This window comes from Pseudomonas sp. B13(2017) (genome assembly GCF_002113245.1).
Lineage (GTDB): Bacteria > Pseudomonadota > Gammaproteobacteria > Pseudomonadales > Pseudomonadaceae > Aquipseudomonas > Aquipseudomonas putida_Z.
On record NZ_NEJX01000003.1, the window covers coordinates 357,254 to 372,802 of the forward strand.

General features: G+C 63.0%; 11 protein-coding genes. 2 read left to right on the forward strand and 9 right to left on the reverse strand.

Annotated elements, in window-relative coordinates; genetic code table 11:
- Positions 1-70: 70 nt before the first annotated feature.
- Positions 71-553, reverse strand: coding sequence for a glutathione peroxidase (locus tag CAG44_RS06915; protein WP_025337716.1), 483 nt, complete (start codon positions 551-553; stop codon positions 71-73).
- Between the two features lie 144 nt (positions 554-697).
- Complete coding sequence (locus CAG44_RS06920) at positions 698-1,183, reverse strand: peptidylprolyl isomerase (RefSeq protein ID WP_085691837.1); 486 nt, start codon at positions 1,181-1,183, stop codon at positions 698-700.
- Between CAG44_RS06920 and CAG44_RS06925 the strand changes: the two genes are divergently transcribed.
- Together CAG44_RS06925 and pta are read left to right on the forward strand one after the other, a co-directional pair.
- Positions 1,182-1,484, forward strand: coding sequence for a DUF3565 domain-containing protein (locus CAG44_RS06925; protein ID WP_015268965.1), 303 nt, complete (start codon positions 1,182-1,184; stop codon positions 1,482-1,484). The two genes, CAG44_RS06920 and CAG44_RS06925, sit on opposite strands and share 2 nt — an antisense overlap.
- A 31-nt stretch (positions 1,485-1,515) precedes the next feature.
- A complete protein-coding gene (gene pta / locus CAG44_RS06930; RefSeq protein WP_075043779.1) occupies positions 1,516-3,603 on the forward strand; it encodes a phosphate acetyltransferase in 2,088 nt (695 codons plus the stop codon).
- A 135-nt stretch (positions 3,604-3,738) separates the two neighbouring features.
- On the opposite strand, the gene CAG44_RS06935 is transcribed toward pta, so the two are convergent.
- The 7 genes from CAG44_RS06935 to CAG44_RS06980 form a co-directional block, all read right to left on the reverse strand.
- Complete coding sequence (locus tag CAG44_RS06935) at positions 3,739-4,449, reverse strand: OmpA family protein (protein ID WP_085691838.1); 711 nt, start codon at positions 4,447-4,449, stop codon at positions 3,739-3,741.
- Positions 4,450-4,557: 108 nt separating this feature from the next.
- On the reverse strand, positions 4,558-5,202 hold the full coding sequence (locus CAG44_RS06940) for an MBL fold metallo-hydrolase (protein ID WP_085691839.1): 645 nt from the start codon (positions 5,200-5,202) through the stop codon (positions 4,558-4,560).
- 1,343 nt (positions 5,203-6,545) lie between these two features.
- Complete coding sequence (locus tag CAG44_RS06955) at positions 6,546-7,238, reverse strand: sensor histidine kinase KdpD (RefSeq protein ID WP_025337711.1); 693 nt, start codon at positions 7,236-7,238, stop codon at positions 6,546-6,548.
- Positions 7,235-8,842 carry a response regulator gene (locus CAG44_RS06960; protein WP_025337710.1) on the reverse strand — a complete coding sequence of 536 codons (1,608 nt, stop codon included), beginning with the start codon at positions 8,840-8,842 and terminating at the stop codon, positions 7,235-7,237. The genes CAG44_RS06955 and CAG44_RS06960 overlap by 4 nt, the downstream gene beginning before the upstream one ends.
- Positions 8,843-9,001: 159 nt before the next feature.
- On the reverse strand, positions 9,002-11,719 hold the full coding sequence (locus CAG44_RS06965; RefSeq protein ID WP_085691840.1) for a LuxR C-terminal-related transcriptional regulator: 2,718 nt from the start codon (positions 11,717-11,719) through the stop codon (positions 9,002-9,004).
- 339 nt (positions 11,720-12,058) lie between these two features.
- Positions 12,059-13,423, reverse strand: coding sequence for a DUF1329 domain-containing protein (locus tag CAG44_RS06975; protein ID WP_075043774.1), 1,365 nt, complete (start codon positions 13,421-13,423; stop codon positions 12,059-12,061).
- A gap of 25 nt (positions 13,424-13,448) precedes the next feature.
- Entirely contained in the window at positions 13,449-15,368 is a 1,920-nt protein-coding gene (locus tag CAG44_RS06980) for a DUF1302 domain-containing protein (RefSeq protein WP_025337707.1), read from the reverse strand.
- Positions 15,369-15,549 lie beyond the last annotated feature (181 nt).

Here is a 15,549-nt window from a genome sequence, read left to right on the forward strand (position 1 = left end):
ATCCGGGGGGCCGCTATGCGGCCCGATCGCGACACAAGGCCGCTCCTACAGAGAAACCGCGTCTGGCGCTTCAGGCCAAGGCTTTCTCGATAGCCTGTACCACCGCTGGATCATCCGGTGCCGTGCGCGGCGAAAAACGCGCCAGTACCCGCCCGTCCTTGCCTACCAGGAACTTCTCGAAGTTCCAGGTAATGTCCCCTGGGAACTCCGCCCCCTCACCTGCCAGCAGGCGGTACAGCGAGTGGCGCTGCGGCCCGTTGACCTCCAGCTTGCCACCCAGCGGGAAGCTCACCCCGTAGTTGAGGCTGCAAAACTCCTGGATTTCCTTTTCGCTGCCAGGCTCCTGGCCGGCAAACTGGTTGCACGGCAGGCCAAGCACGTTGAAGCCCTTGTCCTTGTATACCTGGTAGAGGTTCTCCAGGGCCTTGTATTGCGGCGTGAGACCACACTTGGAGGCAACGTTGACCACCAGCACCACTTGGCCCTTGAACGGTGCGAGGGGCAGCTCCCCGCCGTTCAACGCGTCCAGTTTCAGGTCGTGAAATGCACTCATGATGAATCCCCTCTCAGGTTCCCGGTTGCCGCGCAGGTGAATTCCGCCCACTAAAAAGGCGCTCGTCCAAACCGTCCACCTCCCGTAGGAAGGCAAATCGGCTTGCCCGAGCGCCTGGCGACTTTCTGAGCTTAGCGCAGAAAATCAGTGGTGATGGCCACCTTCACCGTGGATGTGGCGGTGAGCGATTTCTTCGTCGCTGGCATCACGGACGTTGACTACCTTGACCTGGAAGGTCAGGCGCTGGCCGGCCAGCGGGTGGTTGCCGTCGACGGTCACGTCGTCGCCGTCGATGTCGCGGATGGTGACGATCTGCATCTGGCCATCCGGCGCCGAAGCGTGGAACTGCATGCCCACTTCCAGCTCGTCGACACCTTCGAACAGGCTGCGGTTCAGGGTGCTGACCAGCTCGGCCAGGTACTCGCCGTAGGCATCTTCCGGCTCGATGGAAACGCTCAGCTCGTCACCGGCTTGCTTGCCTTCCAGGGCTTTTTCCAGGCCCGGGATGATGTTGCCGGCACCGTGCAGGTAAACCAGCGGTGCACCGCCGGCGGAGCTGTCGATGGTCTCCCCGGCGTCGTTGGTCAGGGTATAGTCGATGGAGACAGCCTTGTTGGCGGCGATCAGCATGGGGCAAGACCTTTTGCAAAAGTATGTAGAGCGGACAAGTGTAACCAAGCCATCGCCCGATTGCGAACGCACTGCGGACGAGCAACGGCCCATCAGTCGGATCACCGGCTTCCACCAGGACGAAGAGGGCCACTGGGTGGCCGAACTGTCCTGCGGCCACACCCAGCACCTGCGCCACCAACCGCCGTGGCAGGCACGCCCCTGGGTGCTCGACCCGGCCCAGCGCGCGCAACGCATCGGCCAGCCTTTCGCTTGCGGCTGGTGCGCACAAGGGGCCGATAGCGCTACCCTTGGCCGTTAATTTCTTGCACCGCTTATTTCGAGAAGCACGCATGCAGACATTTTTCATTGCGCCGACCGATTTCGGTGTCGGCCTGACCTCCATCAGCCTGGGCCTGGTGCGCACCCTGGAGCGCGCCGGGCTGAAGGTCGGCTTCTTCAAGCCGATCGCCCAGCCCCACCCGGGTGACACCGGCCCCGAACGCTCCACCGAGCTGGTCGCCCGCACCCACGGCATCAAGCCCCCGGTGCCGCTGAGCCTGGCCCATGTCGAGCGCATGCTCGGCGATGGCCAGCTGGACGAGTTGCTCGAAGAAATCATCCGCCTGTACCAGCAAGCCTGCATCGGCAACGACGTGGTGGTGGTCGAGGGCATGGTGCCCACGCGCCACGCCAGCTATGCGGCGCGGGTCAACCTGCACCTGGCCAAGAGCCTGGATGCCGAGGTGATACTGGTATCTGCACCGGAAAACGAAGTGCTCAGCGAGTTGTCCGGCCGGGTCGAACTGCAGGCCCAGCTGTTCGGCGGCCCGCGCGACCCGAAAGTGCTCGGGGTAATCCTCAACAAAGTGCGCACCGACGAAAGCATGGCGGACTTTTCCACCCGCCTGCGCGAGCACTCGCCGCTGCTGCGCGGCAACGACTTCCGCCTGCTGGGCTGCATCCCCTACCAGCCCGAACTGAACGCCCCGCGCACCCGTGACGTGGCCGACCTGCTCGGTGCCCAGGTGCTCAATGCCGGTGATTACGAGCAGCGGCGCATGAGCAAGATCATCATCTGCGCGCGCACCGTGGCCAACACGGTACCGCTGCTTACCTCGGGTACCCTGGTGGTGACCCCGGGCGACCGCGACGACATCATCCTCGCCGTCAGCCTGGCGGCAATCAACGGCGTACCGCTGGCCGGCCTGCTGCTGACCAGCGACGGCAAGCCAGACCCACGCATCCTGGGCTTGTGCCGCGGCGCCCTGCAGGCTGGCTTGCCGATCCTGTCGGTCAGTACCGGCTCGTACGACACCGCCAACCAGCTCAACTCGCTGAACCGCGAAATCCCGGTGGACGACCGCGAGCGCGCCGAATTCATCACCGACTTCGTCGCCAGCCACCTCGACGCCGCCTGGCTGCACCAGCGTTGCGGCACCCCGCGCGAACTGCGCCTGTCGCCTGCAGTGTTCCGCTACCAGCTGATCCAGCGGGCGCAGCAGGCCAACAAGCGCATCGTCCTGCCGGAAGGCGCCGAGCCGCTGCTGGTGCAGGCAGCGGCCATCTGCCAGGCCCGCGGCATTGCCCGCTGCGTGCTGCTGGCCAAGCCCGAGGACGTCGATGCCGTGGCGCGCGCCCAGGGCATCACCTTGCCGCCGGGCCTGGAAATCCTGGACCCCGAGGTGATTCGCGGGCGCTATGTGGAGCCGATGGTCGAGCTGCGCAAGAGCAAGAACCTCAATGCCCCAATGGCCGAGCAGCAACTGGAAGACCCGGTGGTGATCGGTACCATGATGCTGGCCCTGGACGAAGTGGACGGCCTGGTCTCGGGCCTGGTGCACTCCACCGCCAACACCATCCGCCCGGCCCTGCAGCTGATCAAGACCGCGCCGGGTTCGAGCCTGGTGTCGTCGGTGTTCTTCATGCTGTTCCCCGAGCAGGTGCTGGTGTACGGCGACTGCGTGATGAACCCGCACCCGAGTGCTGTCGAACTGGCCGAGATCGCCCGGCAGAGTGCCGAATCGGCGCAGGCCTTCGGCATCGCGCCACGGGTGGCGATGATCAGTTATTCAAGCGATTCGGCCAGCGACGAGGAAGTCGAGAAAGTGCGCGAAGCGACCCGCCTGGCACAGGGCGCGGCGCAGGAGCTGCTGATCGACGGGCCGTTGCAGTATGACGCGGCGGCCAACCCGGCGATTGCACGGGAGCTGGCGCCGGGCAGCCCGGTAGCCGGGCGGGCGACGGTATTCGTGTTCCCTGACCTGAATACCGGCAACACGACCCACAAGGCGGTGCAACGCAGCACCGACGGGGTCAGCCTGGGGCCGATGCTGCAAGGGTTGCGCAAGCCGGTGAACGACTTGCCGCGCGGGGCTCAGGTTGACGATATCGTGCATACCATTGCCCTGACGGCGATTCAGGCGAGCGTGGTGGGCTAAAAGCTGGGGCTGCTTAGCAGCCCATCGCCGGCAAGCCAGCTCCCACAGGATTTGCATAGCCCTTGAGCCTCGTGCAGTACCTGTGGGAGCTGGCTTGCCGGCGATGGGCCGCAAAGCGGCCCCAGGATTGATGCCTTACTGCTGAACCTGCCCCTGGTCATACTGCTGACCCGGAATCGGCTTCAGGTTCACTTCCACCCGGCGGTTCTGCGCGCGACCATTGGCGTCGGCGTTGCTGGCGATCGGCTGGTCCGGGCCCATGCCACGTACGGTGATGCGCGAGGCATCCACACCCTGCGAGGTCAGGTAGGTGCTGACCGCCTGCGCACGGCGCTGGGACAGGTCCATGTTGTGCTGGCGGCTGCCAGTGCTGTCGGTGAAACCGACCACTTCGATGGTGTTCTGGTTGAACTGCTTGAACGAGCCGGCCAGGTTGTTCAGCGGCGAGTAGAAGCTTGGCGCGATGTTGGCCGAGTCGGTGGCGAAGGTGATGTTGCCCGGCATGATCAGCTTGATCTGGTCACCCTGGCGCTGCACTTCCACGCCGGTGTTGGCCATCTGCGCGCGCAGCTCGGCTTCCTGCTTGTCGGCGTAGTAGCCATAACCGGCTGCGGCGGCACCTACGGCGGCGGCACCGATCAGTGCACCCTTGCCACGGTTGTTGTGGTCGATGGCGGCACCGGCGATAGCACCGGCCAGCACGCCCAGGCCGCCGTACTTGGCGGTCTTGCTCATCCCTGTGGAGCCCTGCGCCTGCCCTTGGCTGTCATAAGGGTTCTGCCCGGCACAGCCGGTCATCAGGGCAGCGGCGGTTGCGACGATAATCAGACGACGCATGGTGAACATGGACAAGCTCCTACTGAATTCATGAATGCGGCAGATCATAAAGGGATCTATGCCAGCCTTGGATTGCATCGGCAACAAAAAATTCCATGAAAGTGCCTTCATGTGCCATCAGGCACGCACGAAGGGGTTTTCGCGCATTTCGTCGCCCAGGCGGGTATCAGGCCCGTGGCCGGTCACCACGACGGCCTCCTCGTCCAGCCGGTACAGCCGCTCCTTGATCGAACGGACGATGGCCCGCTGGTCGCCACCCCACAAATCGGTACGGCCAATGCCACGGCGGAACAGGGTATCGCCGGCGATCAGCAGCTTGGCATCGGCAAACCAGAAGCTCATCGAGCCCGGCGTGTGGCCTGGCGTATGCAGGGCCACGCCACAACCGCAGGCCAGCTCCTCGTCATCCCCCAGCCAGCGGTCTGGCGCAGGTACCGGGGTGTAGGGCACGCCGAACATCTGGCACTGCATTTCCAGGTTGTCCCACAGCGCCTGGTCGTCCTTGTGCAGGTGCAGCGTTGCGCCGGTCAGTTCCTTGAGCTTGCCCGAGGCAAGGAAGTGATCGAAGTGAGCGTGAGTGTGGATGATGCTCACCAGCGTCAGCCCGTGGGCCTGCAGGCGGGCAAGGATCTTGTCCGGGTCACCGCCCGGGTCGACGACGATGGCCTTTTTGGTAAGCGGGTCGCCGATCAGGGTGCAGTTGCATTGCAGGGGGCCTACGGGGAAGGTTTCGCGGATGAGTGAAGACGGGGGTTGGGTCATTGACGTTCTCATGAGGAAAGCGCAGCGCGCTAAAAGCGTCGAGTCTATTTATTCAATCAAGCGCAGGCAGGTCGCCGGGATTACAAGCTGCCCCCTGAGGCAAACGAAAAACCGGCCAATAGGCCGGTTTTCAGACTAATACGAGTGTGCAGCAAGGCGCATATCCCAGGCCTGACGTGCTGTCGTTCAGGACGGGATTCCTGCCAGAGGGCCTGCGGGCTCAAGCTCTGCCCCCTTCGCCTTCGCGACCTGCAGGAACCGGAGCTGGTTACTGGAGACTCGACCAGCAAGACGTCTGGCTTCAGCTTCGAATCTTGCAATGGCAAGCAATTCTACCTGTCTCGTTTTGGATCGCATGGTTACCCCCAAAAGCTTGATCGACGCAATCGATGTTATTAGGGATCAACCTGGATCACAAGCCGACCCTCGGCGGTCCAGGTGAAGCCAAGCGCCTCATAAACTGACATTGCGCCCTCAATAGGGTCTTGTATTTCAATCTCTTGACAACCCAACATGCGAGCGTAGAAGTCTATCGATGTCAGCGCCAAACCAGCGATCTCTCCCCGGAGTGGATGCCACCTGCTGGGATTACCTTGGAGCAGAATGACCTTGATACATAAGCGACTCTTTCTAGGGCTTGCATAGCAGAGACCACAGAGTTCGCTTCCGAACCAGATGGCAAGATCGAACCCTTTGGGATCGCTATCCTTCCAGTCGACAATTTCCTCCCAAGGAAACATACACCCACTTGTCAGCCATTCCAGGCTAGCACTGACGGCCTCGTGAGTTATGGGCTCTATCCGGACTTGATCCAGCTCGACATCTCGGCTCAGTAGTTCTGGCTGCCGACACAGCAATTCATGAGTGAGGGTTCTGGCTTGGGATCGAAATATTTGGTATCGGAGTTTGCTGATTCGCCTTCTCATGCAAGCCCCGCATTCGAAATGGAGCCTCCGTCCATTTAGAACTCACGACCTACTGGTTGCATGCGGTCCCACACCCGCATGTCTTTCGGTTGCGGGGCATTGAAGTCGCACTGACCGAGGAGCGACGCAAGGTCATAACGGTTTGCGCCGAAGCCCGCATTCCTCTGATGCTCATTCGCTCGGAAGCTTTCAATCGGTGAGCAGTGGTTCAACTTCTGGGTAAATCTCTTCATAACCGCTCTGCTGGTAGTCATCGAAAACCGAATAATTACCAGCGTGAACGCCGATGAAAAAGAGCTCAAAAGCCCGTTTGGTTTAGATCAGATTGCTCCTACAACTCACGACGAAGCGTCGCCGCTGTACTAGCAGGAAGCGTTGCTTGATGTGTCAATACGGGCCGTGCTCTGCAAGCTTCTCTCAAGGCAAGAACAACCTGAACAACCCACCCCCAAGCGCCCCGCCATTGGAGATCTCGATCCGCCCGCGCACCCCGCCGCTTTCATGCAGTGCCGCGATCCGCGCGGCAAAATACAGGCCCAGGCCGGTACTGCCGCTGGTCGAGTCGATACCCTGAATGAATTCTTCCTGGCGTTCGAGCATGCGCTGTGGATAACCCGGGCCGTCATCGTTGACGCAGATGGCCAACTGGTTGTCTGCCTCTTCGATGGTGATCAACAAGGCATGCGCGGCAAAGCGGGTGGCGTTGGTGATCACGTTGGCGATCACCGAGGCCACCAGCTCGCGGTCGAAGAAGCCCAGCGGGTTGTCGGTGTCGATGCGCCAGGTGGCAAGGATGTCCTTGTGCTTGAGCACTTCCTCGTGCGCAGCCAGCTGGGCTTCGATGAAATCGTCCAGTTCGTGGTAGTCCGGGCACACCGGCAACTGGTTCACGCCCAGTTTGTACAACCCAAGCAACTGCACCAGCATGCCATTGAGGTGGCGAAACTCATGCTCCATCACCCCCTGCTCGGCACCACCGCGCAGTTCCTCGGGCAAGCGCTGCATCCACTGGTTGTGGGACTGGATCAACGCCGACAGGGAATTCTTCAGGTCGTGCACGGTGGAGGCGATCACCGTGGAAAAATCCAGCCCCTGGTTGTCTTGATTCATGCGCCGAACACTCGGATGTGCAGTTTGCGATAGCGGTCGTAGCGGTTGTCGCTGGCGGGGATGCCGGCCACGCTGGTCAGGGCGTCGCGGCACTCCTGCATGATCGCGGGCTGAGGGCTGTCTCCGCCGATGCGCAGCAGCGCCTGAGCAGTGTTGAGGGCGATGCTGATGTTCTTCGGCTGCAAACCCAGCGCCTTGCGGAACAGCTGCAACGCCTCGCCGAGCTGCCCCCCCTGGTAACTGCGCACACCCTGGCGATTGAGGGTGACCGCTTCGGTAATGGCGTTGAGTACGCTGGGGTCGTCCGTCAGCTTGCCGACCCTCTCCATGACCTTGGGGTCGTCGCCATAACTTTCCACACAGCTCCTCAGCACGCCGATGGCGGCGGCTTCCTGCCCCATGGCCTGCAACTGCGCGGCAACGGTCAGGGCCGAATCGACCGAGAAGAACTGGTTCATCTTGTCCAGGCGCTGGATCGCCTGTTCGGTCAGCTTGGCAGCCGTTTCAGGATCGCCGGCCTGCTGCAGGCTGGCGGCCTTCATCATGCGGGCACGCACCTGCAGGCCCTGGTCCTCGGGGTTTTCCTTGGCTACTTCGCTGAGCGTGCTGTTGATCTCGACCCGGGTGCGCGCATCCAGGCCAAAGCCGGCATTCCTGCTCATCAGCGCCTGCACCAGGCCCAGGTTGTTCTCGGGGTCCTTGTAGCGTGAGCTCTGGCCCTGGTTCACCGCATGGCGGAACGCTTTCGAGGCACTCTCGAAGTCTTCGTTTTCCAACGCCAGCTTGCCCAGCGTCGACTGCCGGCGCACCGACAGCGGCGACAGGCGCACGGCTTCTTCAAGCATGTTCTGCGCACGCCTGGTTTCGCCTTGGGCCACCAGCACCTCGGCCATGCCATCGTACAGGCCTGGCATGATCGGGAAGGCCTTGAGCGCCTGCTCGTACACGCCCTGGGCCTGGGCATTCTGGCCGCGCTTGTGCATCAGGCTGCCCAACGCCGAGTACACCCACGGCTGCGGGCGGCTGGCCAGAATGGCCTTGAGGAACTTCTCCAGCTCCTCGAAACGGTTGAGGTTGCGCAAGGCATCGGCCCGATAGCGCAGGCACAGCGGGGCCAGGCGTGGGTCGCGCTTGCACAGCTCGGCGCAGGCCGCCAGCACTTCGGCCGGTCGATTGCGATCCAGGGCCTGCAGGATCGGCTTGAGCAGGGTCTTGCGCTGGTACAGCTTCTCCACGCGCTGGGCCAGGCCAACCCGGTTGAACGGCTTGGTCAGGTAGGCATCAGGCTCGTGCTCGATGGCGCTGAGGACAATGGCCTGGCTGCTCTCGGCCGTGACCATGATGAATATGCACTCATGGCTGATGTGCTTGTCGAGGATCAGGTCTTCGAGCACCTGCTGGCCGTTCTTCTTGCCGTCACCCAGGTGGAAGTCCTGCAGGATGACGTCATAGCGCTTTTGCGCGCACATGCGCAGCGCCTGCTCGCCGCTGTCGGCGGTGTCCACGTCACGTACGCCCAGCTCGCGCAGCATGGAACGGGTCGACGTGCGAAAGTCGGTAAAGTCGTCGACGATCAGAAAGCTCTTTTGCCCGTACTGCAGCATCAACACGACCTGCCTTGGAATGATTGAAAAATCGCGCGAGGCGATGCCACCGATAGCTGTATCGGCAGCTGGTCGGGAAAGATGAGGATAGAGCGTTGGCGGCCACGGACCACGGCCTGGCGCCATCACTTTAGCGAGCTAAGCCCTGCAGGGCTATTGTCACGCCAGCATTCCCAGGGACTTGGCCTTGGCCACCGCCTGGGTACGCCGCTCCACCCCCAGCTTGCTGTTGATATGGCTGGCGTGGGTTTTCACCGTGTGCAGGGAAATGAACAGCCGCTCGCTGATCTGCTGGTTGGAACAACCCTGGGCAATCAGCTCGAGCACGGCCAGCTCGCGGCTACTCAGGGCTTCACCGCTGCCGGTGCTGGCGCTCGGCAGCGGTGGCAGGCGCTTGAGCAGCTCGGCCTGCACCGAGCAGGCGGCAACTGCCTGCAGCTGTTCGAGAAGCCACTGCGGGTGCTGCTCCAGCAAAGGCTGGAACGGTTGCAGCACGCCGCCTTCGGCTGCCTCCAGCAACCGTGGCAACAACTGGGCGGCCTGCTCGTCCCGGCCTTCGCCCAGCAACAAGCCAAGCCACTGGCACAGGGCACTGACGCTGAGCATCATGCCGCCACTGGCCTGGCCGCGCTCGACCAGGCTGGCCAGGCGTTGCGCCGCGTCGTCGCTATGCGACTGGATACGCTCGAGCGATGCCTGCTGCAAGGCGATGTGCAACGGCAGCAACGGGTGGAACTCCGGGGCCGCCGCCGGTTGCTCGCCGCCATAGGTCTGGCCCAGGCGCAGCAACCAGGACTCGGCCAGGTCGATGCGCCCCTGTGCCAGCCACAACTCGCATTTGACCAGGGTGATCATGGCCAGGTAGTAGACCGGCGGCACATCCCAGATGTGCATCAGCCGCTCGGCCTCGGCCAGTTCGGCAAAAGCCTCGGCAAAGTGCCCTTCCCGGCCATCGAGCGTAGCGATCACGCAGTGGCCGATGAGCACGCTGATATCGCGGCAGGCCCGCGCCTCGCCCAGCCCCGCACGCAAGCGGGCGCGGCCCTGGGACGGCTGCAGGCGCGATACCAGCAGGTAGCCTTCGTAAAGCGTCAGGCGGGCGCGCACGGCATACAGCCGCTGTGCCGACAGCCCTTGCAGGCGTTGCAGCCCCTCGCGCACTTCGTCCAGTGCGCGCAACACCTCGCCACGGGCATGCAGCACCCGCGCCCGGTCGTAATGGGCCAGGGCCTCGAACAATGGGTTGCCAACGCGCTGGGCCAGCTCCAGGGCCTCACGGTTCCAGCCGCGGGCCCGCCAGAAATCGCCATCGGCAATCGCCAGGTTGGACAGCGTCGACAGGCACACCAGGCGTTGGCCATAACGCTTGCTCGGCAGGCTCTGCAGCGCTTCGCCGCAATAGGCCAGGGTGCGCTCGCGGTCGCCACGGCCACGGGCGATCACACCACTCAGCGCCAGCCACTGGGCCAGCATGGACTTTTGCGCGGTCGCCGAGGGCGCGGGCAGGAAGCGGCTGAGATAACCCGCCAGCTCCTCGGCCGCGTCCAGCTGGCACGCCAGGCCCAACGCCCAGCTGTACAGCACGATCAGCCGCGGCGTGCTGATCAGCAGGCTGTCGGGCAGGTCCATCTTCCAGCGCAGCAACATGCCGACGTTCTGTTCGGCCAGCAGCTGCTCCTCGGACAGGCTCTGCACCAGGTCGGCGGCGACATCGAGGTGACCGGCCCGCAGCGCCTGCTCCACCGCTTCGTCCAGCAGGCCCTGGCTTTCGAACCAGCGGCAGGCACGCAACTGCAGGCCGGCCAGCGGCTCGCTGGCCTGGCGGCTGCGCAGCAGGTCGGAGAACAGGTGGTGATAGCGGAACCAGTGGCCATGCTCGTCCAGCGGCACCAGGAACACCTGGTGCGCCTGCAAGAAGCGCAGGATCGCGGCGCTGTCGTGGCGGCCGCGCACGGCATCGCACAATGGAGCGCAGAAACGCTCCTGGCAGGCCGTTTCGTACAGGAAGGCCTGCACATCGGCGGGCAGCATGTCGATGACTTCTTCCAGCAGATAGTCGCGGATCAGGCCCTCACCACCATGCAAGGCCTGTGGCAAGGCCTGCTCGTCAGAGGACTCGCTGGCCGCCAGTTGCCAGAAACGCAACCCGGCCACCCAACCGTCGCTGCGCTGGATCAGGTTGTCCAGGGCCTGGCCACGCAGCCCGGTGGGTTGGCGACCGATCACCGCCAGCGACTCGTCAGCGGTAAGGCGCAAGTCCTGTTCGTTAAGCTCGACCAGTTGCCGCGACAGGCGCAGGCGCGCTAGGTGCCAGTCTGGGCGCTGGCGGCTGGTGACCAGCAGCACCAGGCCGGGGGGCAGGTGATTGAGGAAGAACTGCAGGCAGCGGTCGAGCACCGGCCCCTGGGCCAGGTGATAGTCGTCCAGCACCAGCAACAAGGGCGTATCGGCTTGCAGGTACAGCGCCAGCTCGTCGAGCAGGCCGTCGAGCCATTCCTCGAAGGCGAACGGCTGGTGGCGCTGGCGCATTTTCAGCAGGCCCATGGCCTGGCCGCCCAGCGCCGGGCAGTACTGCTGCAGGCCTTCGAGCAGGCGTTCGAGGAAGCGGCCAGGGTCGGCATCCCGTTGGCTCAGGCCCAGCCACAGGCTACGCCAGTGCTCGGGCAGCGCTTCGCAAAATTCGATGGCCAGGGAGCTTTTGCCGAAACCCGCCGGGGCATTGACCAGCAACAGCCGCCCGCCGAGGCCGGCTTGCAGCCGCTGGCACAGGCGCAAGCGCGGCACATGGCCGTCCGGCAAGGGCGGCCGGAAGAAACGCCCGTCCAGCAGGCCCAGGGCCTGGCTGGCGAATCCATGCGTACGGGACAGATCTGTCATGGCCGGCTCGTTCTGGTTGGAAGACTACGGCGGTATGGATGCTTGCGAGACTAGCGGGTAACGCTGCGCATTTGAAGATGATGGGCGCAATTCCCCTGGAAAAGACTGCGACAAAAAGCAACATGGCTGATGGACAGGGGCTGGGGCGGGGATTTGGGGAGGTATTCAGCAGATTTATTGCCTGTTCCGGCCTCTTCGCGGGCACGCCCGCTCCCACAGGGATTTCGCAGGCTTCCAGGCCAGCGCAGTACCTGTGGGAGCGGGCGAGCCCGCGAAGGGGCCGGTACAGGAAAATGAAACGCCCCGGACAAGCCGGGGCGCTCCGAGGTTGCGCGATACTTAGCGAATACCCGACTGGCGCAGTGCCGCTGGCTGGAAGTCCGCCTTGCTGGCGCTGAAGCCGAAGTCGTAGGCGCGCTTCTCTTCGTTCTTCATGCCCAGAGCCAGGTAACGGCCCGACTGCAGGTCGTAGATAGTCTCCAGGGTGTACCACGGCACTTCCACATTGTAGTACGGCTGGGCATGTGCCTCGGACACGCGCCACAGCTGGCCACGGCCGTCGTACTGGTCGATCACCGCAGCCTGCCAGGTGTCCTCGTCGATGTAGAAGTCACGCTTGGCATAGATGTGCCGCTGGCCTGGCTTGAGGGTCGCAACCACGTGCCACACGCGGCGCAGCTCGTAACGGGAAAGGTCCTGGTTGATGTGCCCGGCCTTGATGATGTCGGTGTACTTGAGCTTGGGGTCGTCGAGCTTGAAGGCGTTGGACGCGATGTACATCTCCTTCTTGCCTTCCAGCTTCCAGTCATAGCGGTCCGGCGCACCGTTGAACATGTCCAGGTTGTCCGAGGTGCGCAAACCGTCGGCGGCGGTACCCGGGCCGTCGTACGACACTTGCGGTGCCTGGCGCACACGGCGTTGGCCTGCGTTGTAGATCCACGCCTTGCGCGGTTCCTTCACCTGGTCGAGGGTTTCGTGCACCAGCAGCACGGTACCGGCCAGACGCGCGGGCGCGGTCACCTCCTGCTTGAAGTAGAACAGGATGTTGCCCGGGTTGTTCGGGTCGTAATCCTTCATCTTGTCGCGGAAGACGAACTGGTCGGAGAAGTACACAGGGTTGAAGGAGCCGTTCTGCTGTGGCGTGGCCTGGGTCACCAGGCGGCTGACGCTGCCACCCCGGTAGCGGGTGATGTGGTTCCAGATCACCTCCAGGCCGCTTTTGGGGATCGGGAACGGTACAGCCGTGCGGAAGTTGCTCAGGCCGTTGCCGCCTTCGACCAGGGTGGTCTTGGTGGCGTTCTCCTTGATGGCGGCGAACACGTCGGCCGGCACCGTGGAACCGCGATGGGTCTTGAATACCGGGATCTTGAAGGTGTCCGGGTAGCGCTTGAGCATGGCCAGCTGGCCCGGCGAGAGCTTGTCCTTGTACTGGTCGGCGTTCTGCGCGGTGATGGTGAACAGCGGCTTGTCGCTGCCGTACGGGTCGGACAGGAAGCCCTTGCCGTCGGCACTGCCCGCGCTCTTCGACAGCGGCTCCCACGGGCCGATCGAGCCATCGGCGTTTCCGGCCTTTTCGGCGCCCATCGGGGTCAGGGTACTGCCCAGCTTGGCCGCCTCGTCGGCGGATACTGCAGCCATGACGCTGGTCGCCAGCAGGGACAGGCCCAGTACACCGGCTTGCAGCAGACTTCTGGTCTTGTTCATGTCGTGTCGTCCTGGATCTGTATGCTTAGAAGTTCACACCGAAGCTGAGGGCGACGAAGTCGCGGTCATCCACGGTGGTGTACTTGCCGTCGAAGAAGTTGGTGTACGACAGGCTCGCCGTGTAGGTTTGCTGATACTCGGCATCCAGGCCCAGGCTGATCGCCTTGCGACCTTCCTCGAAGTTGCCGCCAGGACCAGGTGAGTAACCGTCGACGTCGTGCGACCAGGCCAAGCTCGGGCGCAGGTTAATTCCGGCAAAGACGTTGTTGTAGTCCCAGATCGCGCGGATGCGGTAACCCCAAGAGTCGGAAGTGGTGTAGCCATCGTTCTCGCAGTAGCGCGACACGTTGTTCGCGTTGGCGGTACCCAAAGTATTGGCGTTGAGCGTCTCGCACTGGCCATTTGGAAGCGGCCCCGGACCAAACACCGGGTCGCGCCCGTAGCGCAGCTTGGACGTGCTTTCCAGGCCGCCAACGTGCGTCCATCCGACTTCCCCTACCATGGTCAACCGCTCGGCCCCCATCACCTGATCGAAGAAGTGGGTGAAGGTTGTCTGCAGCTGGGTAATTTCCTTGCGACGATAACCTGGCTGGTCGGTGCCAGGCTTGCCTTGCAATACCGATACATCCGGGTTGAGCGGTGTCAGGCCGGAAAAGAGAATATCGGTAGTATTCAACTGCACGGGTGCGTTCGGACGGTAGCTGATCTCACCGCTCCAGGCAGTGCCAGTAGGCAGCGTCGTGGAGAAGCTCAGCCCGTACAGGCGGATATCTTCTGGGTATTCGACGTAATAGCTGGAGTTACCTGCCACCTGCAACGGCAACAGACTGGGCAACAGATTACCCAGCGCCGCCGCTGGTACTCCTGCGCTGACCAGCGCTCCCGCCAGGCCTGTGGCACTGTAATACTGAAGATCGGCCCCGCGACCGCTGAATATTGGTGCGCGGCTGTGGTAGTTCATGAAGTAACCACCAAACTCGGTGTTCAACGGTTCGAACATGTAGCGCAGCGAAACGCCAAATTGGCCACTGTCACGTGCATCACGATCCGGACCGCGGCTTACGATCACCCCCTCGTCAGGTGAGCCATGAGTCACGCCTTGCGCAGCCAACGCGGCCGCTACACGAGGGGACAGCGGCCCAAGCCGGCTGGCCAGCGAGTTCTGGGTGGCCAGAACGGCCAAGTTGTTGTTGCAGCCATCGGCGATCACATCAGGCTGGGAGAAGAAGGTGCCGCAGTTGTCGACGACCGTCTGGTCCCATTCGATCTGGTAGAAGGCCTCGGCCGACAGGTTGTCGGTCAGGCTCTGCGAAACGTAGAACATGTTGACCGGAATCAGGCCTTCCTTGATCTCGGCCCCCGGGCGGCGGAATGCCGACACGTCGATCGGGTTGATCGAGTTGATGCCGCCACCGATGAAGGTACTTTCACCCCAGCTCACCACCTGCTTGCCCAGGCGCACCGAGCCTGGCTGATCGCCGATGGAGTAGTTGTGGTAGACGAACGCGTCGAGCAGCTCGGCACCGGACGATTTGGCGCCTTCCTTGCGGTTGGAGTCGCTGATGTCCTTGAACTCGCGGCCTTCGTCCTTCAGTTCGAAGTCATACCAGTACTTGCCGCGGACGAACACGCCGGTGTCGCCGTACTTGAGCTCCAGGTCATGGATGCCCTTGAAGATCTTGGAGAAGGTTTCGCCCTTCTTGAAGTTCAGGTGGCCATCGTCGGATGTCTGCGACAGGCCCTTGCCGCCGTTGTTCACCCCGATCAGGTTCTTGTTGGGGTTGGCCGTCGACCAGCTGGCGCCGATGGAGAGCGACGAGTCGAACTGGCCTTCGATTTCACCAATGTTGAAACTGACAGCGAAAGCAGGACTTGCGAGCGTGGAAGCAAGGCTGACAGCCAGGGGCAACTTGGCCCGGCGCCAGAACAGGTTTGCAGATTTCATCGACGCTACTCCATGTACTTTTTTTGTTATGGCAGTGAGTCCTTTCAAGAACGGCCCGAGCGACCGGTTTGCAGGCTTGCGCCCGCGGCGACACGGCTTGCGCATGTCGCCTCCCCCATTCCTGAAAATCCCCTGGCCCCGACTATAGCCAGCAAGGCACAGGCGCTTGATCCCTCTAAAG